At 52.7% G+C, this 19,555-nt stretch carries 21 protein-coding genes and 1 other annotated feature; of the genes, 7 read left to right on the plus strand and 14 right to left on the minus strand.

Going from position 1 to position 19,555, the window contains the following annotated elements:
- Positions 1–6 precede the first annotated feature (6 nt).
- Positions 7–105: an ilvB operon leader peptide IvbL gene (gene ivbL / locus ACHHZ7_RS13020; RefSeq protein WP_003827118.1), complete on the minus strand. Its 99-nt coding sequence runs from the start codon at positions 103–105 to the stop codon at positions 7–9.
- Between the two features lie 522 nt (positions 106–627).
- Here ivbL and tisB point away from each other — a divergent pair.
- The 3 genes from tisB (at position 628) to emrD (ending at position 3,050) form a co-directional block, all read left to right on the plus strand.
- Complete coding sequence (gene tisB, locus ACHHZ7_RS13025; RefSeq protein ID WP_003023909.1) at positions 628–717, plus strand: type I toxin-antitoxin system toxin TisB; 90 nt, start codon at positions 628–630, stop codon at positions 715–717.
- Positions 718–840: 123 nt separating this feature from the next.
- Positions 841–1,674 (plus strand): DMT family transporter, encoded by an 834-nt coding sequence (locus ACHHZ7_RS13030; protein WP_020996046.1) that lies wholly within the window; start codon positions 841–843, stop codon positions 1,672–1,674.
- A 191-nt stretch (positions 1,675–1,865) separates the two neighbouring features.
- Positions 1,866–3,050 carry a multidrug efflux MFS transporter EmrD gene (gene emrD / locus ACHHZ7_RS13035; RefSeq protein WP_032934162.1) on the plus strand — a complete coding sequence of 395 codons (1,185 nt, stop codon included), beginning with the start codon at positions 1,866–1,868 and terminating at the stop codon, positions 3,048–3,050.
- Here emrD and ACHHZ7_RS13040 read toward each other — a convergent pair.
- Positions 2,977–4,059, minus strand: coding sequence for a cellulase family glycosylhydrolase (locus tag ACHHZ7_RS13040; protein WP_060682993.1), 1,083 nt, complete (start codon positions 4,057–4,059; stop codon positions 2,977–2,979). The genes emrD and ACHHZ7_RS13040 overlap by 74 nt on opposite strands.
- Before the next feature lie 78 nt (positions 4,060–4,137).
- Positions 4,138–5,064: a DNA-binding transcriptional regulator DsdC gene (gene dsdC / locus ACHHZ7_RS13045; RefSeq protein WP_003827110.1), complete on the minus strand. Its 927-nt coding sequence runs from the start codon at positions 5,062–5,064 to the stop codon at positions 4,138–4,140.
- 229 nt (positions 5,065–5,293) lie between these two features.
- On the opposite strand from dsdC, the gene dsdX reads away from it, so the two are divergent.
- Together dsdX and dsdA are read left to right on the plus strand one after the other, a co-directional pair.
- Positions 5,294–6,631 (plus strand): D-serine transporter DsdX, encoded by a 1,338-nt coding sequence (gene dsdX, locus ACHHZ7_RS13050; protein WP_003827107.1) that lies wholly within the window; start codon positions 5,294–5,296, stop codon positions 6,629–6,631.
- A 17-nt stretch (positions 6,632–6,648) separates the two neighbouring features.
- Positions 6,649–7,971 carry a D-serine ammonia-lyase gene (gene dsdA, locus ACHHZ7_RS13055; RefSeq protein WP_003827105.1) on the plus strand — a complete coding sequence of 441 codons (1,323 nt, stop codon included), beginning with the start codon at positions 6,649–6,651 and terminating at the stop codon, positions 7,969–7,971.
- 12 nt (positions 7,972–7,983) lie between these two features.
- Here the strand turns inward: dsdA and ACHHZ7_RS13060 are convergent, their stop codons facing one another.
- From ACHHZ7_RS13060 to ibpA, 6 genes are all read right to left on the minus strand, one after another.
- The gene (locus ACHHZ7_RS13060; RefSeq protein ID WP_003827104.1) at positions 7,984–8,496 is read right to left on the minus strand and encodes a radical SAM protein; all 513 of its coding nucleotides are present in this window, start codon (positions 8,494–8,496) and stop codon (positions 7,984–7,986) included.
- 14 nt (positions 8,497–8,510) lie between these two features.
- Entirely contained in the window at positions 8,511–8,873 is a 363-nt protein-coding gene (locus tag ACHHZ7_RS13065; protein WP_032945444.1) for a DUF202 domain-containing protein, read from the minus strand.
- Complete coding sequence (locus tag ACHHZ7_RS13070; protein WP_003023888.1) at positions 8,863–9,210, minus strand: YidH family protein; 348 nt, start codon at positions 9,208–9,210, stop codon at positions 8,863–8,865. Before ACHHZ7_RS13070 ends, ACHHZ7_RS13065 begins: the two co-directional genes overlap by 11 nt.
- Positions 9,211–9,395: 185 nt before the next feature.
- Positions 9,396–11,057, minus strand: a complete 1,662-nt coding sequence (locus ACHHZ7_RS13075; RefSeq protein WP_060682994.1) for a putative transporter — start codon at positions 11,055–11,057, stop codon at positions 9,396–9,398.
- Between the two features lie 123 nt (positions 11,058–11,180).
- On the minus strand, positions 11,181–11,609 hold the full coding sequence (gene ibpB, locus ACHHZ7_RS13080) for a small heat shock chaperone IbpB (RefSeq protein WP_060682995.1): 429 nt from the start codon (positions 11,607–11,609) through the stop codon (positions 11,181–11,183).
- Between the two features lie 92 nt (positions 11,610–11,701).
- Entirely contained in the window at positions 11,702–12,115 is a 414-nt protein-coding gene (gene ibpA / locus ACHHZ7_RS13085) for a small heat shock chaperone IbpA (RefSeq protein ID WP_003023882.1), read from the minus strand.
- Positions 12,109–12,181 (minus strand) — a sequence feature (ROSE (Repression Of Heat Shock gene Expression) occurs in the 5'-region of heat shock genes and acts as an RNA thermometer to modulate expression.). (Overlaps the previous gene by 7 nt.)
- Before the next feature lie 238 nt (positions 12,182–12,419).
- On the opposite strand from ibpA, the gene ACHHZ7_RS13090 reads away from it, so the two are divergent.
- Entirely contained in the window at positions 12,420–12,752 is a 333-nt protein-coding gene (locus ACHHZ7_RS13090) for a YceK/YidQ family lipoprotein (RefSeq protein WP_003023879.1), read from the plus strand.
- A 1-nt stretch (position 12,753) separates the two neighbouring features.
- Here the strand turns inward: ACHHZ7_RS13090 and ACHHZ7_RS13095 are convergent, their stop codons facing one another.
- Positions 12,754–13,980 carry a DUF3748 domain-containing protein gene (locus ACHHZ7_RS13095; RefSeq protein WP_060682996.1) on the minus strand — a complete coding sequence of 409 codons (1,227 nt, stop codon included), beginning with the start codon at positions 13,978–13,980 and terminating at the stop codon, positions 12,754–12,756.
- Positions 13,981–14,079: 99 nt separating this feature from the next.
- Here ACHHZ7_RS13095 and cbrA point away from each other — a divergent pair, with 99 nt between their 5' ends.
- Entirely contained in the window at positions 14,080–15,225 is a 1,146-nt protein-coding gene (gene cbrA / locus ACHHZ7_RS13100; protein WP_060682997.1) for a colicin M resistance lipid reductase CbrA, read from the plus strand.
- Here cbrA and ACHHZ7_RS13105 read toward each other — a convergent pair.
- From ACHHZ7_RS13105 to yidA, 4 genes are all read right to left on the minus strand, one after another.
- Positions 15,214–16,341, minus strand: a complete 1,128-nt coding sequence (locus ACHHZ7_RS13105; protein WP_192464106.1) for a DUF4056 domain-containing protein — start codon at positions 16,339–16,341, stop codon at positions 15,214–15,216. The two genes, cbrA and ACHHZ7_RS13105, sit on opposite strands and share 12 nt — an antisense overlap.
- Positions 16,338–17,468 carry a BamA/TamA family outer membrane protein gene (locus ACHHZ7_RS13110; protein ID WP_008786539.1) on the minus strand — a complete coding sequence of 377 codons (1,131 nt, stop codon included), beginning with the start codon at positions 17,466–17,468 and terminating at the stop codon, positions 16,338–16,340. The genes ACHHZ7_RS13105 and ACHHZ7_RS13110 overlap by 4 nt, the downstream gene beginning before the upstream one ends.
- Positions 17,465–18,475: a hypothetical protein gene (locus ACHHZ7_RS13115; RefSeq protein ID WP_060682998.1), complete on the minus strand. Its 1,011-nt coding sequence runs from the start codon at positions 18,473–18,475 to the stop codon at positions 17,465–17,467. Before ACHHZ7_RS13115 ends, ACHHZ7_RS13110 begins: the two co-directional genes overlap by 4 nt.
- A gap of 171 nt (positions 18,476–18,646) precedes the next feature.
- A complete protein-coding gene (gene yidA / locus ACHHZ7_RS13120; protein WP_008786541.1) occupies positions 18,647–19,459 on the minus strand; it encodes a sugar-phosphatase in 813 nt (270 codons plus the stop codon).
- Positions 19,460–19,555: the final 96 nt, after the last annotated feature.

Consider the following 19,555-nt stretch of genomic DNA (forward strand, 5'->3'; position numbering starts at 1 on the left):
CGGACCCTACGGCGCATTGCCGACGACCACCACCACACGCACGACGACCGCTGCGCGAGATGGCGCAGTTTTTAGTAGGGTCGCAGTCAGCATGGAAGGGTTCATTAGGGACCTGTCTGTTTGTTGATTAACTGGATTTATACAAACACAGGTTTTTCAGCGTGACAATGGAAAAATTTTCATCTGCATAAAAATGCGTCAACGATCACATTTCGTTGTGCATTGCTGAAAAACAAAAAACCCCGCCGGAGCGAGGTTTTTTTCAGTGCTGTGCGGTTGGTAGCCGCCGAACACACTGTGTTATGTCAACGAAAAAAGTATACGCGTTCTGCGAAGAACACGCAATTTCGGCACGAATTTTGATGGTTTTGAGTATGGAACATGAATAGCGTAACGTCCATAAAATACTGTTAATTTATACAGTGTTTATCTATAATGTCTCGGTACGCAATGTGTTATGCGGGGGCCGCATCGTAAACCGGCGCATCAAAGTCCTGGCTGAAACGGGTGGTGCCGTCAGCGCCTTAACCCCCGTGTGAGCACACTGTGTTATGTCAACAAAGGTGCTGGCAACAGGCAGCGGCGAGGTACGTCAGCACCGTGCTCCTTGTACCAAAAGGAGAGCGTATGAGCCTCGTGGATATCGCTATTCTTATCCTCAAACTCATTGTTGCAGCACTGCAACTACTTGATGCCGTTCTGAAATACGTTAAGTAATTCGGATTCAAGTCGCACCTAAGGGGGGCGGGTAACACTCCGCTCCCCTTTCACCTTCTCCCTGGTGCTTGTGTCGCGCCAATATGTTACGTTTTTATGACATTCTCAGGGAAGAATTCCACCATGACGCTTTCTGTTTTCTGCATTTTGCTGTTCGCCGCGCTGCTGCATGCCAGCTGGAATGCCATTGTTAAAGCTGGAAACGATAAACTGTACTCAGCGATCGGTGTCAGCGGTTCTGCCGCAATTATGGCATTGATTTGCTTACCCTTTGCGCCGCAACCTTCCGCCGCCAGCCTGCCTTTTTTAGCCGTCTCAACTGCGTTGCAAATTGTATATACCGTCCTGGTCGCCAAAACCTATCAGGTTTCGGATATGAGCCAGACCTATCCGTTAATGCGCGGCACAGCGCCGCTGCTGGTCGCAATTATCAGCGTCCTGTTTCTTGGCGATAGCCTCTCTGTGCTAGCCTGGGTGGGGATTGCCACGATCTGTCTGGCGATCCTCGGCATGGCGTTTAACGGACGCAGCAGCTCGCAACGCGGGATCGTGCTGGCGCTCATTAACGCCTGCTTTATCGCCGGATATACGCTGGTTGATGGCACCGGCGTACGTTTATCAGAAACTGCGCTGGGTTATACGCTGTGGACCTTCTTTCTGAACGGCTCCTGCCTGCTGGGCTGGGCGATGATTGCCCGACGCCGGGAAGCGTCGCGCTATCTGGTACAGCAGTGGAAGAAAGGTATTCTTGGCGGGATTGGCACAATGGGTTCTTACGGTCTGGCGCTGTGGGCCATGACTCAGGCTCCGTTGGCGGTAGTCGCTGCGCTGCGTGAAACTTCCATCCTGTTTGGCGCGCTGCTCGCGTGGCTGCTACTGAAAGAGAAGGTTGCCGGAATACGTCTTGTTGCGGCTGGAGGCATTGCCATAGGCGCAGTTTTGCTACGCTTATCATGACCTCTGTAAACCCGATGCAATCCGGCAACATTTGTTGCCGCTTTTTGTTTACATTTCCTGCCGTTCATCATTTAAACATTCCAGCCCACTATCTGGCCTTCTTTTTCTGTTGTGGTAGATTCCACGCGCATTTACGGGAAAGTGCAGCACCTTATTCTTATTTTTTCACTTTTTGAAAAGTAATCAGCGAAATGAAAAGGCATAGAAGCGTCAATTTGTTGTTGATGTTGGTATTACTTGTGGCGGTAGGTCAGATGGCGCAAACCATTTATATCCCCGCGATTGCTGATATGGCGCGTGAACTGAACGTTCGCGAAGGGGCGGTGCAAAGCGTGATGGCCGCCTATCTGTTGACCTACGGCCTGTCACAACTGATTTACGGCCCACTTTCCGATCGCGTTGGCCGCCGCCCGGTGATCCTCGCCGGGATGTCCATTTTTATGCTGGCTACGCTGGTCGCCATAACCACCCACAGCCTGACGGTATTGATTATCGCCAGCGCAATACAGGGGATGGGAACAGGCGTCGGCGGCGTGATGGCGAGAACGTTACCGCGCGATTTGTATGAAGGCACGCAGTTACGCCATGCGAACAGCCTGTTAAACATGGGGATTCTGGTTAGCCCACTGCTGGCACCATTGATTGGCGGTATGCTGGATACCCTGTGGAACTGGCGCGCCTGTTACATCTTCCTGCTGGTGCTGTGTGCAGGCGTCACGTTTAGCATGGCGCGCTGGATGCCGGAAACGCGCCCCGCAGGTGCGCCGCGTCCACGGCTTATCGCCAGCTACAAAACGCTGTTTGGCAACAGCTCTTTCACCTGTTACGTGCTGATGCTGATCGGCGGCCTGGCGGGCGTTGCGGTCTTCGAAGCCTGTTCCGGGGTGTTGTTAGGCGCGCGTCTCGGCTTAAGCAGCATGGTGGTCAGTATCCTGTTTATTCTGCCCATTCCGGCGGCGTTTTTTGGTGCCTGGTTCGCCGGTCGCCCGAATAAGCGTTTCTCGACGCTAATGTGGCAGTCAGTTATCTGCTGTCTGGTCGCCGGTTTGATGATGTGGATCCCTGGTCTGTTCGACGTGATGAACGTCTGGACGCTGCTGGTTCCCGCCGCACTGTTTTTCTTCGGCGCCGGGATGCTGTTTCCGCTGGCAACCAGCGGCGCAATGGAGCCTTTCCCGTTCCTGGCCGGTACTGCTGGTGCGCTGGTTGGTGGATTACAGAACATTGGTTCCGGCGTGCTGGCGTGGTTCTCTGCCATGCTGCCGCAGACCGGGCAAGCCAGTCTGGGCCTGCTGATGACCCTTATGGGGCTGTTGATTTTTGTTTGCTGGCTTCCGCTGGCTTCACGCGTGTCGCATCAGGGACAGGCGGTTTAAGCGTATGATGGCCCGGCTTCTCGCCGGGCTTTTCACACTCAGGGGCAATCATGGTATTCAACAACGGCTCCAGCGCCGGTCTCCATGCCCCTTCCTCACCATCATAGAACTGCGTATCCGCATTGATAGCATAGGGAATTTTCGCTTTCTTCAGCTCGCAAGCCATAAAGCGGGCAAACGCCATTTGCGAGGCAGAAGGCGCATTCCTGATGGTTTCTCCCGGCGACCAGCCTCCTACCCAACTAACATGACCGGTTTTCTGCTGCCAGTGAATGGCAGTATTGATACGGGCGCGAATGGCGGCCTTTTCTGCCGCTGTCCCTGAGGTCCACGGGTATTTACCGTTATTTTTCAGCGGCCCCCACGGGAAAATATGCCATTGGGCCAGCACGGTATTCTGACTTTGCGGCGGCAACTTTAGGTTGGGCAAATCTTCAGGAGCGGCATGCAGTTTCGGCGCGATAAATATCATTCGCTGTGGATCGATGGCATGGATGGTACGGATGGTTTTGTCATACACCCTATTGAGCGACGCCTGATTATGGTTGAGCTTATCGGCAGGTTCATAAATCAGGTCGAAACCCAGCAACGGCGAGCTTTGGCCAAAGTAATGCGCCACCGCCACCCACCAGTTAACCACCTCTTTTTCGTTACTGGCACTGGGGTCTTTTTTATACTCGTCAGCCTGATAGGCGATTATCGGGATCACGCCATACTGCTCGCAGGCTTCCACCAGCTTGCGCAGATGAATGAGCCGCGCCTCCGTAGGCTCACCCGCCACGCGAATACGCACGTGAGTCAACCCTTTCGCCTTATAATCCCTCACCACCAGCGGATCGAATTCACGGATGCCCCGATCGGTACGCGCCCAATCTACGTCCATCCCAACCCCAAGCTGCTGCACATACTGCGCCGCCGTCAACGCAGGTTGCGCGGCACACACGGTGGCGCTGGCCAACAGTAAAAGGGAAACAATCGGCTTTAACACGGTCGTCCTTACGCAAATCATCAGGAGTGATATCACGTATTTAGCACGCTTTTTCCCTTTCCGTGTAGAGCGAAAGCGTAAAAAATATTCGCGACCCGCTTATTTAACCTGCTCCTGCAGCCAGCCAATAAACGCCTCGATTTTCGGCCACTGCCTGCCGGGCAGCGTGGTGATGTAGTAATGCTGATGACATTTCAGTGCCATATCGCCAAAAGGCGCAATCAATTCTCCGCTGTCGAGGCGTTTTTGCACCAGCCGTTTTCGTCCCATCGCCACGCCGATATGGTTCATTGCCGCAATTACTGCTAAATCAGAACGATCAAAACCAATCCCCGACGATGTCGGCAAATTCGCCGCAAAATGCTGCGCCCAACTGTGCCATTCATCGGTCCCGGAATCGTTACTCCACGCCTGTCTGTCGTGCAGCAACGTACAGTGCGGCAAATTCACCAGCGAACCGGTAAGGTCATGGCGGCGGGCGTAGTCCGGGCTGCACACCGGCAGGATCTCTTCATCCATCAGGAAGTGATGCGTGAGTTGCGCGGAGGGTGCATCGTCAAAATAGATGGCGAGATCGATACCCGCACGCTGTAGATTGACGTTGTCGTTCCCGGTCAACATGGTTAGCGAAATTGACGGGTAGCGACGGGTAAAGTCGCCGAGCGCCGGAACCAGCCAGCACTGGGCGATAGAAGGCCGTGAGTAGACGGTGAGCGTCCCCGAGAGCTCCTGATTCTTAATATCAAGAATCTCCTGGTTAAGCGTGTCCAGCGACGACTTCAGAGCCCAAAATACCCGCTTACCCTCATGAGTGAGTTCCACTTTGCGATGAGAACGAACAAATAATTGGATACCAAGCTCATCTTCAAGCTGATTTATGCGATGGCTGACGGCACTGGGGCTCAATGACAGCTCGTCTGCCGCCAGCGCAAACGACTGATGCCGGGCCGCCACTTCAAAAGTATACAGCTTTGACAACTGCCAGCCGTTGAGCAGCCGGTTTCTGACTTCGCGTAGGGGATCCATTCTCACCTCCTTTCCTTCTGATTCATGCGCTGGAGTGTAAAAAAGTTCGCTGCAAAAATCAGCTCAAAGGTGAATCAGATTGAACCATATCGCATAAACAAAGCGCAATTAGACATAAATCACGCACTTGATGCAATCTGGCTCATGTGAATGGGGATTTATATCGTTTGTCAGACCATGCCTTATTTTTGTCCAATAACCCTATATTAATCACAGGGCAAGGTGAGTTATGCACTCTCAAATCTGGGTTGTGAGCACGCTGCTGATAAGCATCGTGTTAATCGTTTTGACCATCGTGAAGTTCAAATTCCACCCGTTTCTGGCGCTGCTGTTAGCCAGCTTCTTCGTGGGTACGATGATGGGCATGGGACCGTTGGATATGGTCAATGCCATTGAGAGTGGCATCGGCGGTACGCTGGGCTTCCTCGCCGCGGTTATCGGCCTAGGGACCATTCTGGGCAAAATGATGGAAGTGTCCGGCGCAGCCGAACGCATTGGCCTGACGCTACAGCGCTGCCGCTGGTTATCCGCCGACGTCATTATGGTTCTGGTTGGGCTGATTTGCGGGATCACGCTGTTTGTTGAAGTCGGCGTGGTGCTGTTGATTCCACTGGCCTTTTCAATTGCCAAGAAAACCAATACTTCATTACTGAAGCTGGCGATTCCGCTGTGTACGGCGCTGATGGCGGTGCACTGCGTGGTACCACCGCATCCGGCTGCCCTGTTCGTGGCGAACAAGCTGGGCGCAGACATTGGCACCGTGATTGTCTACGGCTTACTGGTCGGCTTGATGGCCTCGCTGATAGGCGGTCCTCTGTACCTGAAATTCCTGGGTAACCGTCTGCCGTTTAAACCGGTTCCGGCTGAGTTTTCTGACCTTAAAGTGCGTGACGAAAGTACACTACCGTCGCTGGGTGCTACCCTGTTTACCGTTCTGCTACCGATTGGCCTGATGCTGGTAAAAACCGTCGCTGAGCTGAACATGGCGAAAGGCAGCACGGTATATACGCTGCTGGAGTTTATTGGTAACCCGATCACCGCGATGTTTATTGCCGTTTTCGTTGCCTATTACATTCTCGGCCTGCGTCAGCACATCGGTATGGGTACGTTGCTGACTCACACTGAAAACGGTTTTGGCTCCATCGCTAACATTCTGCTGATTATCGGCGCAGGCGGCGCATTCAACGCTATCCTCAAGAGCAGTGGGCTGGCGGATACTCTTGCACTGATCCTCTCGAACATGCATATGCACCCGATTCTGCTGGCGTGGCTGGTGGCGTTAATCCTGCATGCCGCGGTGGGTTCCGCCACGGTGGCAATGATGGGCGCCACGGCAATCGTTGCACCGATGCTGCCGCTCTATCCCAACGTCAGCCCGGAGATCATCGCCATTGCTATCGGTTCCGGCGCTATTGGCTGCACGATCGTTACCGATTCCCTCTTCTGGCTGGTGAAGCAATACTGCGGTGCCACCCTGAATGAAACGTTTAAATACTATACGACCGCGACATTTATCGCGTCCGTGATTGCATTGGCTTGCACATTCCTGCTTTCCTTTATTATATAAGCGCAAAGAGACTGACTATGGAAAACATTCAAACACTTATCGCCCAGTATCCTTTAGTGGAAGATCTGGTTGCTCTCAAGGAGACAACCTGGTTTAACCCTGGCACCACCTCTCTTGCGGAAGGTTTACCGTATGTTGGCCTGACTGAACACGATGTTCAGGATGCTCACGCCCGTCTGACGCGCTTTGCGCCGTACCTGGCAAAGGCATTCCCGGAAACCGCGGCCACCGGCGGCATTATTGAATCTGAGCTGGCCGCGATTCCGGCCATGCAAAAGCGGCTGGAGAAAGAGTACGGGCAGCGCATCAATGGCGAAATTCTGCTGAAGAAAGACAGTCACCTGCCAATTTCTGGCTCGATTAAAGCCCGTGGTGGCATTTATGAAGTACTGACCCACGCGGAAAAACTGGCGCTGGAAGCCGGTCTGCTGACCACACAAGACGATTACAGCGTTCTGCTTTCGCCCGAATTCAAACAGTTCTTTAGCCAGTACAGCATCGCGGTAGGCTCCACCGGTAATCTCGGCATGTCGATTGGTATAATGAGCGCCCGTATCGGCTTTAAGGTGACGGTGCATATGTCGGCCGACGCCCGCGCATGGAAAAAAGCCAAACTGCGCAGCCACGGTGTAACGGTCGTGGAGTATGAAGAAGATTACGGCGTGGCGGTTGAACAAGGCCGTAAGGCGGCGGAGTCCGATCCAAACTGCTTCTTTATCGATGATGAAAATTCCCGCACGCTGTTTTTAGGCTATGCGGTGGCCGGACAGCGCTTAAAGGCGCAGTTTGCCCAGCAGGGACGCGTGGTGGATGCAGACCATCCACTGTTTGTTTACCTGCCATGCGGCGTCGGCGGTGGCCCTGGCGGCGTGGCGTTTGGCCTGAAGCTGGCGTTTGGCGATAACGTGCACTGCTTCTTCGCAGAACCAACCCATTCACCGTGCATGCTGCTGGGGATTTATACCGGGCTGCACGATACGATTTCCGTGCAGGATATTGGCATCGACAACCTGACGGCGGCTGATGGGCTGGCTGTCGGCCGTGCGTCTGGCTTTGTTGGCCGGGCAATGGAACGTCTGCTCGACGGTCTGTACACCCTGGACGATCAGACGATGTACGACATGCTGGGCTGGCTGGCGCAGGAAGAAGGTATTCGCCTCGAACCGTCAGCGCTGGCAGGGATGGCCGGTCCGCAACACGTTTGCGCCTCTGCTGACTATCAGCACATGCACGGCTTCAGCGCGGATCAGCTCAATAACGCCACTCATCTGGTGTGGGCGACCGGCGGTGGAATGGTCCCGGAAGATGAAATGGCGCAGTATCTGGCCAAAGGACGTTAAATACAGCTGAGCTTAACGCAGCATCGCCATCAGCTCCATCGGTGAGCGATGCTGCTTAAGCAGGTCACGCATCACGCGCATATGCGGTGCGGTGTGGCTGAAGAAAGCCTGATAGCCTGCACACAGCACGCCCTTTCCATTTTCCTCGCAGTACGCAGGACAATCACCGTGGTAATATTGAAACAATGAGCATGTCTGGCAACGCGTATTCATTGATGACATGGTCTGTCGTTCAATCTGTGCCGTCAGACCACACCACTGGCGAAGCGTTTTATCGAAAAGCTGTATAGATATCTGATTAATATCTTCACGTACCCAGATATCAAATATCGTAATTAAAAATCGGCCCCACGCCTCAGACGTAACCGATTCGTCTGTCAGATGACCTGAACCATCGTGCTTAACCAGCGGAATAAACTGTACCAGGCGAACATTTCCTTGTTGCAAACCACGGTACACTTCAACCGGTTGTAAACACTTCTGATGGTCAATCACCACGTTTAAAACATCATCACTAACATCCATGTTCTCACATCCTGTCATGCAAAATTCCCGATAAATACGATAAGTTGGCGAACATGCGTTACAGCAAACAGCATTGCGAGGGATAACACCGCGAGGGAGATCATAAATTTGTCACGCACCGCGCGAGATTCAGAAAAATCGCTATGACTCACATCCATCAGATTACGGCTGCGGGTGTAGCGCCAGAGGATAATCGCCACTATCGCCAGCACAACTACCGATATCCAGAACAACGCTCCCGCCTGGTGCCAGTTGTGCTTAATCGCCAGCGCCATTAACGCGCCATAGCCCAACAACGTGCGAAACCAGGCCAGTGAAGTCCGCTCCGGTTGTAACCCCGGGTCAGCGATGCGTCGCGATTTGCGGCTATCCGGCATACAGCACCAGCGTCATGACAATCACCGCCACAATAGTCAGCATGACGCTGATAATCAGCAGGCTGTGGGTGTAGGGCAAGTCCTCTTTCAGTCGCATCGCCTTTTCGTTACGTAGCCAGCGCAGGTAGCCGTAGATCGCCAGACCGCCGGCAAACAGACACAGCAACAAGGCAAGCGCCTCACGGATGACCGGCGTGGCAAAATCCGGGGCCAGTTGATCAAGGCCAACCCCCGCCGCCAGAAATCCGAGCGCGGTGCGGATCCACGCCAGAAAGGTACGTTCATTTGCCAGCGAGAAGCGATAATCCGGTGCTTCTCCAAGGCGAGAAATCTTCATGACAGCTCCTTAAATATTGTTGTCTGGTCGTTATACCGGAACAGTTAAGGAGTATGAACCTGATTCTCAAACGAGTGGGCGAGTCGGGTGATGAGACAATGGGAAAGAGAGAGGGTGTTTGTAATGCCGGATGGAGAGTTGCGTTTTATCCGGCCTACAGGAGATGCAGGCCGGATAAGTCAGTTTTAACCTAATCCCCAGAAGAGCACCGCCAACAGTTGCGGGGTGATAATCCTCAAGAACATGACCAGCGGATAAACGGTAGCGTAGGAGAGCGCTGCTGCCCCGCTGGTGGCATGCAGGTTATTAGCAAACGCCAGAGCCGGGGGATCGGTCATTGAGCCAGCCAACATGCCGCACAGCGTCAGATAGTTCATTTTGGCAAAGATTCGCGCCAGCAAGCCCACGGTAATGAGCGGAATCGCGGTAATGAAAATACCGTAACCCACCCAGCTCAGGCCATCGCCCTGTGTTAGGGTATCGACAAAATCACCGCCTGACTTCAGACCCACCACCGCAAGAAACAGCACGATACCCAACTCTCGCAACGCCAGGTTAGCGCTGGGAGGCATAAACCAGTACAGCTTACCGATGCTACCAATACGCCCCAGGATCAGGGCCATAATCAGCGGCCCGCCGGCCAACCCCAGTTTCAACGCCACCGGGAACCCTGGGATGAACAGCGGGATTGAACCCAGTAGAACACCCAGCCCGATACCGATAAATACCGGCAGCATCTGCACCTGCTGCAGTTTTTGCTGCGCGTTACCCACAACATTGGCAACGGCATCAATGGACGCGGGACGCCCCACCAGATTGAGGATATCCCCGAATTGCAGGCTGGCGTCACTGCTGGCTACCAGCTCAACACCCGCACGGTTCAGGCGGGAAATCACCACGTCGTAACGTTCTTTAAAGTGCAGGTCGCGGATACGTTTACCCAGCACCTGCTCGTTAGTCACCACCACGCGTTCGACGCGTAAATCGGTACCTCGCGTAGACAGCGATGTGTCTACCTCCTGCCCAATCACCACCTGCGCGTTATGCAGGTCAGCAGGCTGTCCGACCAGGTGTAGCAGGTCGCCCATCTGGATAACCGTCCCTGGCGACGGCACCATCAATGTCTCGTCACGTTTCAGACGCGAGCAGATGATTTTGTCGCTGTTCAGAATCGGGACATCCTGAATCGCCATATTGTTGATGTTTGGGTTTTCCACGCGGATGTTCATCGTCTGAATCAGTGCGTGCCCGTTGGTCAGCGTGGATTCATGCTGCTGGGCTTCAGCATCGACGTTAACGCGGAAAATAAGGCGCATCAGCCACATGGTCAGTAAAATTCCGCAGATGCCGAAAGGATAAGCCATGGCATAGCTCATCCCCATCTGATCAACCACATCGCCAGGCGTACCTAAATCGCGCAGAATTTGCTGCCCCGCACCTAACGCCGGGGTATTGGTGACCGCTCCAGAGAATATTCCCAGCACCACAGGGAGAGGAATGGCAAAAATCTTATGCAGGATCGCGGTGACCAGGCCACCCATGAGGACAATCAGCACAGCAAACAGATTCAGCCGCAGGCCCGAAACGCGCAGAGAAGCAAAAAAGCCCGGCCCCACCTGAATACCAATGGTGTAGACGAAAAGAATCAGGCCAAATTCCTGAATAAAATGCAGCATGTCGCCGCTCAGGGTCATCCCTGCCTGATCGACAAAATGCCCGACGATAATACCGCCGAACAGCACACCTCCAATGCCAAAACCCACGCCACGTATTTTTATGTTGCCGATCCATAACCCGACAACTGCCACTAATGCCAGAACGCTGACCGTCAATGCTATATCACTCATATCCTGTTCCCTGTGAATAACATCATTAAGTAAATGGATTCTCGCAGAGTACAGTCGCAATGTATGGGTGGTAAAGCACAAAAAAGCCCCGTCATTTCTGGCGGGGCAAAGGCATGGAGCTATTTAACTATCTAATGCAGGACGTTCGCTGATGGCGATACGTTGTGGAGCAATGGTTTCAGGTTCATTCCGGGTCAAATCAATATGCAGCAAGCCGTTAGTGAAGCTTGCGCCGGAGACCTCCATATTTTCAGCCAGCGTAAAGCTCAGGCTGAACGGCTGAGTGACCAGCCCCTGATGCAACCATTTGGTCTCTTTTTCCGGCTGCTGCGGCGTACCTTTCACGGTCAGGCGCGTGCCTTCCAGTTGAATATCCAGATCTTCCTGGCGGAAACCGGCTAACGCAAGGGTAATGCGGTAGTGGTTATCATCGCTCTTTTCGATGTTATAAGGCGGGAAGCTCTGGCTTTCACCGTTGTTTTGCAAGGCATTGGCCAGTTTGTCAAAACCGATCCATTGACGCAGCAGTGGGGATAAATCGTAGTTACGCATAATAATCTCCTTCTAAGAAGCGAGTAGGTACCTTTCGGCTCCCTGACGGCAAGCCGATGACTTAGCAAGGCCGCCTGAAGCGGCCTACAGAATTAGTTGATTTCGATGCGGCGCGGTTTGTTCGCTTCAGGAATCACGCGCTCAAGATCGATATACAGCAGACCATTTACCAGGTTTGCGCCGCGAACATGAATGTTCTCCGCTAACTGGAACTTGCGTTCAAAGTTGCGCTCGGCAATACCCTGATACAGGTAAGTACGTTCTTTTTGATCGTCCGCATGGGCGCCTTTTACCACCAGCAGATTGTCCTGGGCAGTAATTTCCAGTTCGCTTTCAGCAAAACCGGCAACAGCAATTGCAATGCGGTAATGGTTTTCGTCTACCAGCTCAACGTTGTACGGAGGGTAGCCGCCATTGCTCTGGCCCTGATTGTTTTCCAGCAGGTTAAACAGACGGTCAAAACCAATAGCAGAACGGTACAGCGGGGATAAATCAAAGTTACGCATAATCAATAGCTCCTGAAATCAGCGAGAATAATTGACCTTCCATCATGGACAGGTCAGGTAGCCAGGACACCCATCAGGCATGCCCTTCATTTGTCTACACTCTAAAAATGGGTCTTAATACAAACTTTTCAAGCGTATTCATCTGACTTTTTTTGCAGTTTGTTGTCTATTGCATACACTGGGGGGAGCAGTTGTTCTCGTTAAATCGCGATGGCCGCCACAGTGCGACGAAATGGTGATGTTATTTTCGCAACGGATCGCTTTAACTCACCATGCAAACACGATAAATACAGATGAATAAATGATGATTAAAAAAATGTTGGTAACACTGACGATGTGTAGTGGGATGGCGTTTGTAAGCGGTTGTTCCAGCATCATGTCGCATACAGGTGGTAAAGAAGGGACGTATCCTGGCACGCGAGCCAGTGCCACAATGATTAGCGAAAGTGATACAAACTGGGGAACCAAGTCGCTGGCGATTCTGGATATGCCTTTTACCGCGGTGCTCGATACGGTATTGCTACCTTGGGATCTCTTTCGCAAAGATAACTCGGTGAGATCCCGCGTAGAAAAGAGCGAGGAGAGAACCCAGGCCACGAACGCCGTTATTCCCCCGGCAGAAATGTCTGCTCCATAAATTAACGCCCGGTTTCAGTCACCCACAGCTGGCGGAAACCCTCGACGTCTTCCATCCACGCAACCTGTCGACCATCAGGGGAGAAGACGATCGCATCGGCCGACGGCGGGTTATCATGACGTTCCGTTAAAAAATCAATCTCGCCCGTTTGAACATCACAACAGGCAATTCTGTTCTCCAGTACAAATCCCAGCCATTTCCCCGATGGGTGCCAGTTAAAGGCTGACTGAATATTCGTAGCGCACTGGGTAAGCTGACGCAGCGATCCACCCTGTGGGGAAATCAGCCATAGCTGCACAATACCGTTGTCATCACGCATTAAAAACGCAATCTCAGTTGCCTTTGGATTACTGCGTACCCAGTGGCGAGGCTGATTCACCAGCCCCGGGAAGGCGCGCTCATGGGTAAACGTCAGACGGCGTTGGCGGATACCAGATGGTGGCGCAGGCATGGTCATGTCAGTCCCCTCCAGAGGCGCGTCCCCCGGCTGTTTCCAGCCGCTTTCATCCTGTGGCAAATCAACAATAAACAGCTCTGGTACTTTCTCGCCAGTGGCTGATAGCGTATCACCGATAAACGCCAGCCTGTTTTCTCCAACCCAGCCCTCTTCATAGGCGCGGTTAATCTCATCGCAACCCGGTTTTGGCGTTGGTGTCGTCTGGCTCACCAGCACGCACCAATGGCTGCCACTGTATTCACGCGGATGCTGCGCGGAGACCTTCACCGGACCATACGGTGCAGCCACACCGACGTTGCGTAAATCGAGCGCCGGAGAGCGCTCATGCAGTACATGGTCGTTATAGGTGAAACTGACAAACTCACCGTTCGGGCTAAAGACATGCACATGACTCCCGCCGCGCAGCGCACCTGGCGTATAGGGCGCAGTAATATCCATTGCATCCAGATTCTCCACCCCAGCCTGCGTAACAATCACCCCACGACGATGATGGAAGTCGTAATGCCATGTTTCATCAGGATTTTCAGGCCCGTGAATGAAGACATATTTTTCCAACTTTGGATGAACGGTCACCACGCCAACGTGCGATCCCTGAGTAGCCCGGTAAATCACCTCCAGCTCGCCAGTATGGATATTGACGCGCTCAATTGTTTCACCGGTAAAGGAAGCGCCGGAAGGGCGCACATCAAAGACCAGCCACTGGCTGTCCGATGTCCAGGTGTTGATATTGGTAAGCTGATGATTACGCGGCGTAAAGGTGATTTGCTTCATGAGATGCCCTGATACAAGACGATTAAAACAATCATACTTCACAAGCACTTCACTTTCAGGCTTTAGCGTATCGCCATCTTCATTTTTGCGGACAGAAAGATGGAACATTTTGACGTAGCGATTATCGGTTTAGGTCCGGCAGGCGCAGCGCTGGCGCGACAGTTGAGCGGAAAAATGCGCGTGATTGCGTTGGATAAAAAACGCCAGTGCGGCAACGAAGGTTTCACTAAACCCTGCGGCGGTCTGCTGGCCCCGGACGCCCAGCGTTCGTTTATCCGCGACGGGATAACCTTACCCGTTGATGTCATCGCCAACCCGCAGATTTTTAGCGTTAAAACGGTTGATGTTGCCGCTTCTTTGACGCGTAACTACCAGCGCAGCTACATTAATATCAACCGCCATGCTTTTGATTTATGGCTTAAATATCTCATCCCTGATGATGTGCAGGTTTATCACGACAGCCTGTGCCGGAAAATCTGGCGCGAGGGCGATAAATGGCATGTTATCTTCCGCGCCGACGGTTGGGAGCAGCAGATAACTGCACGTTATCTGGTGGGGGCAGACGGTGCGAACTCACTGGTGCGCCGTCATCTCTATCCACAGCACCAAATCCGTAAATATGTCGCTATTCAACAATGGTTTGCGGAAAAGCATCCCGTACCGTTCTATTCCTGTATTTTTGATAACGATGCAACTGACTGTTATTCCTGGAGTATCAGCAAAGATGGCTATTTTATCTTTGGTGGCGCCTACCCCATGAAGGACGGACAGGCACGCTTTGACGCGCTGAAAGAGAAGCTGGAAGCGTTCCATTTCCAGTTCGGCAAACCGGTGAAAAGTGAAAAATGTACGGTGCTATTCCCCTCACGCTGGAAAGACTTCGTCTGCGGCGAGGACAACGCATTTTTGATTGGTGAAGCGGCCGGTTTTATCAGCGCCAGCTCGCTGGAAGGGATTAGCTATGCGCTGGACAGCGCGGAGATCCTCAAATCGGTACTGCTGCGGGATACGCCAGATATGAATCACGCTTACCGTAAAGCCACCCACAAGTTACGTCTCAAACTGTATGGCAAAATCCTGAAAAGCCGGGCCCTGACGTCGGCATTTTCCCGTAAATGGATTATGCGCAGCGGCGTTGCGCATATTCCCTTGGCAAAATCTGAAAGTCACCCGCCAGCGAAAGCAAAGCGTGAGAAATCGCGTAGTATGGCTATGACATTATGGCGCGTTTTTTTAAGGGACTGAGTTCACCTCACTGTCACGGCCTTGTGCCACCGTAGCCAGCGCGGGAAAGTTGGCGACGGTGTACCAGGAACCTGGCGTAGGCAGCCGCTCCATTGTATGGCCAGGCCAAAGTTCGAGTTGTGCCAACGCATCAAGGGAATATTGTCGCCAGTGATGTGGCAACATCAGTCTCAATGGCGAGGCTTGTTCACCCGGTACCGGCGTCGGTAAACGCGAGTCACTCACATCATAGTTTCTGTGCAGAACCAAATATTTCTCTGGTACCCGACGCTGGCTGTTCCACCATTTACCATCCAGCATATCAAACTGAAAGCGGGTGATTTTTTCCGGTTTAGCCCCCAATTGCTTCAACGCCTGGCGCAGCGCGTTGTTCATCGCCGCATCGTACATTTCCGTTGTTGCCAGTTGCCCATTGAGGATCAGCGATACCGCAATTCTGGCACCCAACAAATTTGAGTAGAGATCTTCCGGGGAAAATGCAGAAACCTCCTCCGAAAATCCAGGGACGGACTCAAAACCATACCATTGCGCAATTTCATGCCAGGCAGCGAGCTGAAACGCCAGATGCGCGGCCATCCATGCCGCCAGCGCGTAACGATCAGCAGGCTCTGTGGGGGGGGTGAAAGCGTTAAATACGACATGCCGTTGCGCAAGCTCATCATCCAGACGCAGCGTAAATGATTGACCAAGCCGTGGAAGAAGATGGCTAAAGAGCCAGGCCGTCATGTCTGCGGTATCACGGACATGTGCGGTATCAATGAAGCCACCGCGAGCGGTATACACTATGCCGTTATTCTCATGCCCGATCCCTGCCAGATTCGCTAGCCCTAACAGTAGGCTATCGTTATAGCGGTGCTCGCCGATGCTATCGATCGTGACAACATTATCAAGTTCATAAAATGGCACCGGCATATGCAGTACCTGTGCGTGCAGGTCGTAGCCAAACGCGCAGCACGGACGTAATCCCTGAGGTGCAGGGAGGGGCGAAACTACCGGCCAGGCAGTACCCTGGGCCTTATCCTCTGTAGAAACGAGCTGCAAAGTTACAGGTATTGCCGCACGGGCTATCGCCGTTGCCAGCCATAAGAGCGCTATTAACACCACCTTATTGATCAAAATGCCTCTCCAACCTGAAAATAAAAACCGCTGCTCCCTTTGCCAATCCCATAATCAAGACGCACATTCACCCGGGGCTTAAATTCAAAGCGGTAGCCCACACCGGCGGACGGTAACCAGCGTCCATCGTCCAGCGCATGAAAAGAGGGTCCCATCGTGCCCGCACCGAGCCAACCAACCACACCATGCCGCCAGTCAAGTTTCCGCCGATACTCCAGTTGCCCGCTGACGGCGTTTTTATCCCGGTAGCGCCCTTCGTAATAACCGCGCATACGCTGATTGCTGCCAAGCAGCGGCATCATGCTCCACGGCACATCGCCCTGGGTAAACGCGCCGTCCATCTCCCAGGCAAGCACATTGTTCTCGTCCAGCGAGTGATAGCGGCTGTAGTGCAGTTGATATTCATCAAATCGCGTATCGCTTCCCACCTCTGGTGTGAATCGGGTATAGCGCACATCGGCATACTGTCCTTTACGCGGGTTGGGAACGAAATCACGATCGTCCCAGCTGAGTTCGACACTACTTCCGGAGCTGAGAACCGACGCCCCCTGCCCGGTATGCTCAATGTTGGGCGGATCGTTATCGTCCATTTGGGTAGCGTGCTGGGCGTTCAGCGACCAGCCAAGCCCCAGATAAACATTGGGTGCCAACTGGCGATACAACGTTGGACGCAACTCCAGAACCTGAGCGGTGTATTGCTGTTTTTGGTTATCTTTATCCCCAGCGCTAAAACCTTGCCCCCAGTAGTAGGTTGGAGTATCCGTTAATGCGCCATTGAGAAAAAATCGCCACCGATCGTCGGCAAAAAATGCGTAATTTTGCATCGTGATACCGAATGCGCCAGTTGAGCTAAAATAGCCGCTGAGCGTCAGCGTCGAGTTTTGGCTTACCGTATCATTCGGGTCAGGGCGATACATCCCCACCACCGCTGTACCGATCCCTAACCCCAGCTCCGGGGTATAAAACGGTCCCGGCATTACTCCCCAGTCAATGCCTTTGCTGGCGTCAAAGCTATCACTGGCACCCAACTTATTTAGCCAACCGTCAACTTCGCCTCGGCTTGGCAACGCTGCCCGCACTGTACAGGAGAGCATGTTGAACAGCAGGAAGAGGGTAAGACGGCTCAAAAGCGATACTCTCCCGCCATGAAGAAACTGTTACGTTCAGCAAAGCCGATTTCGGTCGTGACGTTGAAGTTCCGGGTAATTTCATACTGTGCGCCCACCAGCACGTTCCAGGGGGATTGCAGATGCTGTTTAACGTCAAAGCGACCATTACCGTCTTTGTTGGCAATATCAACGAGTCTTTGCAGCGTTTCAGACGGCATGGTGAGGTCGTTAAGGCTACCGCTAAATTCTTGCTGCACGTCCTGGTACATACTGCCAACCCATAGATTCAACTTTCCGGATGGCAGGTGCAGCGCATCCACACTGGGGGTGGTAAAGCGATATCCGATGTGCGGAGAAAGAGTTAAGGCGTCAATACTCCCATCCAGAATATCGAACCGCGTCTGGGTGTAGTTGGCATCAAAAGCAGTAAACCAGTTGCCTACACCGCCGACCAACGTCGTCCCTACGCCGTAGGTGGTGCCTTTAAAATCGAGCTGAAACGCCAGATTCTGCAAACTGCTTGGTGTGCGGTCTTTAAGGGGGCCTTTTATCCCGACGCCTATTTGCGAAACGGAGTGGCCATCGGTATAGCCAATCAAGCCATAGACATTCATAAACGGCAGCAGCCAGGCATCCAGCTTCAGCGTTTCGGTTTTACTGCGTTCACGCGTATTGCCGACGCTAATTTTAAACGCGTTATCCAGTGAGCGGCCACCGAGGGAAAGACCGTTGAAGTTAATACTATCCACATTAATATTTTGTCGGATATTCATGTAGTTAATATTCACGCCAAACGGTGCCGGTAGTTCATATCCGCGCTTACGCGCTTCATCGCCTAAAAAGGGCAAAATAGTGTGGTTTTCAGCAGGTTTAACCGTCGTTTTTTCCGGTACAGGCGCAGACAGACCGTCATCCTGATAGCCAAAGAGAGGTGTAATAGTTGAGCTGGAATCCGTCGCGGCACTGGCATGAAAAACCAGACAGGAAGACGTTATCAACACCACGCGGATGCTTGTGTTTGTCATAAGAAAGTTTAGTAGCAGGCAGGAATTGCCCAGATATAAAAGAAGAAGGGAGAGTATAGAAGTTACGTACTATGTGGAGGTATTAATGTGCGGTTTCACATCTGATAATATAAATATATGTTTTATAACATCTTAATGTTAATGCCCAGCCGAGGCCAGGCATAACACGCATCAGGAAAGGACGTATTTCTCTATCGCCCAGGCGACGCCATCTTCAAGGTTAGATTTCGTCACGAAGTTGGCGATTTCTTTGACTGACGGAATAGCGTTATCCATGGCAACGCCCACCCCTGCGTATTCAATCATCGCGATGTCGTTTTCCTGATCGCCAATCGCCATCACCTCTTCGGCTTTAATGCCTAACGCATCGGCCAGCGATTTAACGCCCGTCCCTTTATTGACGCGTTTATCGAGGATTTCGAGGAAGTACGGCGCACTTTTCAGCACGGTGTACTTCTCTTTTACTTCCGCAGGTAGACGAGAGATAGCTTTATCGAGGATCTCCGGCTCGTCAATCATCATCACTTTCAGGAACTGGGTTGCGGGATCCATTTTCTCGGCTTCACAGAACACTAGCGGGATGGTCGCGACAAACGATTCGTGCACCGTGTAGTAGCTGATATCACGGTTCGCGGTATACAGCGTATTGCGATCGAGGGCGTGGAAATGCGAGCCGACTTCCCGGGAGAGCTGCTCCAGGTAACGATAATCATCATAGCTCAGCGCGGTTTGCGCCACGGTACTGCCATCCCCTGCTTTCTGCACCAGCGCACCGTTGTAGGTAATGCAGTAGTCACCGGGTTGTTCCATATGTAGTTCTTTCAAATAGCTGTGAACGCCGGCATACGGGCGTCCCGTGGTCAGCACCACATTCACGCCACGCGCGCGTGCCGCGGCAATCGCCGTTTTGACCGCTGGTGAAATGGTGTGATCGGGTAGCAGAAGTGTGCCATCCATGTCGATAGCAATAAGTTTGATAGCCATGAGTTCCCCGGATTAAATGAGTCCGTCCTCATGCTAACGCGATTCCGCTCAAAAAACAGCTACGAAAAGGGGGATAGAAAGGGGAATCGAGATTCC

The organism is Citrobacter freundii complex sp. 2024EL-00216 (assembly GCF_043945515.1).
In the GTDB taxonomy this organism is placed as follows: Bacteria; Pseudomonadota; Gammaproteobacteria; order Enterobacterales; family Enterobacteriaceae; genus Citrobacter; species Citrobacter portucalensis.

Bases quoted from the DNA above. Each gene is read 5' to 3' on its own strand.
- tisB (WP_003023909.1), top strand. From the start codon at position 628: ATGAGCCTCGTGGATATCGCTATTCTTATCCTCAAACTCATTGTTGCA.
- dsdX (WP_003827107.1), top strand. From the start codon at position 5,294: ATGCACTCTCAAATCTGGGTTGTGAGCACGCTGCTGATAAGCATCGTG.
- dsdA (WP_003827105.1), top strand. From the start codon at position 6,649: ATGGAAAACATTCAAACACTTATCGCCCAGTATCCTTTAGTGGAAGAT.
- ACHHZ7_RS13075 (WP_060682994.1), bottom strand. From the start codon at position 11,057: ATGAGTGATATAGCATTGACGGTCAGCGTTCTGGCATTAGTGGCAGTT.
- ibpA (WP_003023882.1), bottom strand. From the start codon at position 12,115: ATGCGTAACTTTGATTTATCCCCGCTGTACCGTTCTGCTATTGGTTTT.
- ACHHZ7_RS13065 (WP_032945444.1), bottom strand. From the start codon at position 8,873: ATGCCGGATAGCCGCAAATCGCGACGCATCGCTGACCCGGGGTTACAA.
- ACHHZ7_RS13090 (WP_003023879.1), top strand. From the start codon at position 12,420: ATGATTAAAAAAATGTTGGTAACACTGACGATGTGTAGTGGGATGGCG.
- ACHHZ7_RS13115 (WP_060682998.1), bottom strand. From the start codon at position 18,475: ATGACAAACACAAGCATCCGCGTGGTGTTGATAACGTCTTCCTGTCTG.
- ACHHZ7_RS13040 (WP_060682993.1), bottom strand. From the start codon at position 4,059: ATGATTTGCGTAAGGACGACCGTGTTAAAGCCGATTGTTTCCCTTTTA.
- ACHHZ7_RS13070 (WP_003023888.1), bottom strand. From the start codon at position 9,210: ATGAAGATTTCTCGCCTTGGAGAAGCACCGGATTATCGCTTCTCGCTG.
- yidA (WP_008786541.1), bottom strand. From the start codon at position 19,459: ATGGCTATCAAACTTATTGCTATCGACATGGATGGCACACTTCTGCTA.
- cbrA (WP_060682997.1), top strand. From the start codon at position 14,080: ATGGAACATTTTGACGTAGCGATTATCGGTTTAGGTCCGGCAGGCGCA.
- ACHHZ7_RS13095 (WP_060682996.1), bottom strand. From the start codon at position 13,980: ATGAAGCAAATCACCTTTACGCCGCGTAATCATCAGCTTACCAATATC.
- dsdC (WP_003827110.1), bottom strand. From the start codon at position 5,064: ATGGATCCCCTACGCGAAGTCAGAAACCGGCTGCTCAACGGCTGGCAG.
- ibpB (WP_060682995.1), bottom strand. From the start codon at position 11,609: ATGCGTAACTACGATTTATCCCCACTGCTGCGTCAATGGATCGGTTTT.
- ACHHZ7_RS13030 (WP_020996046.1), top strand. From the start codon at position 841: ATGACGCTTTCTGTTTTCTGCATTTTGCTGTTCGCCGCGCTGCTGCAT.
- ivbL (WP_003827118.1), bottom strand. From the start codon at position 105: ATGAACCCTTCCATGCTGACTGCGACCCTACTAAAAACTGCGCCATCT.
- ACHHZ7_RS13060 (WP_003827104.1), bottom strand. From the start codon at position 8,496: ATGGATGTTAGTGATGATGTTTTAAACGTGGTGATTGACCATCAGAAG.
- emrD (WP_032934162.1), top strand. From the start codon at position 1,866: ATGAAAAGGCATAGAAGCGTCAATTTGTTGTTGATGTTGGTATTACTT.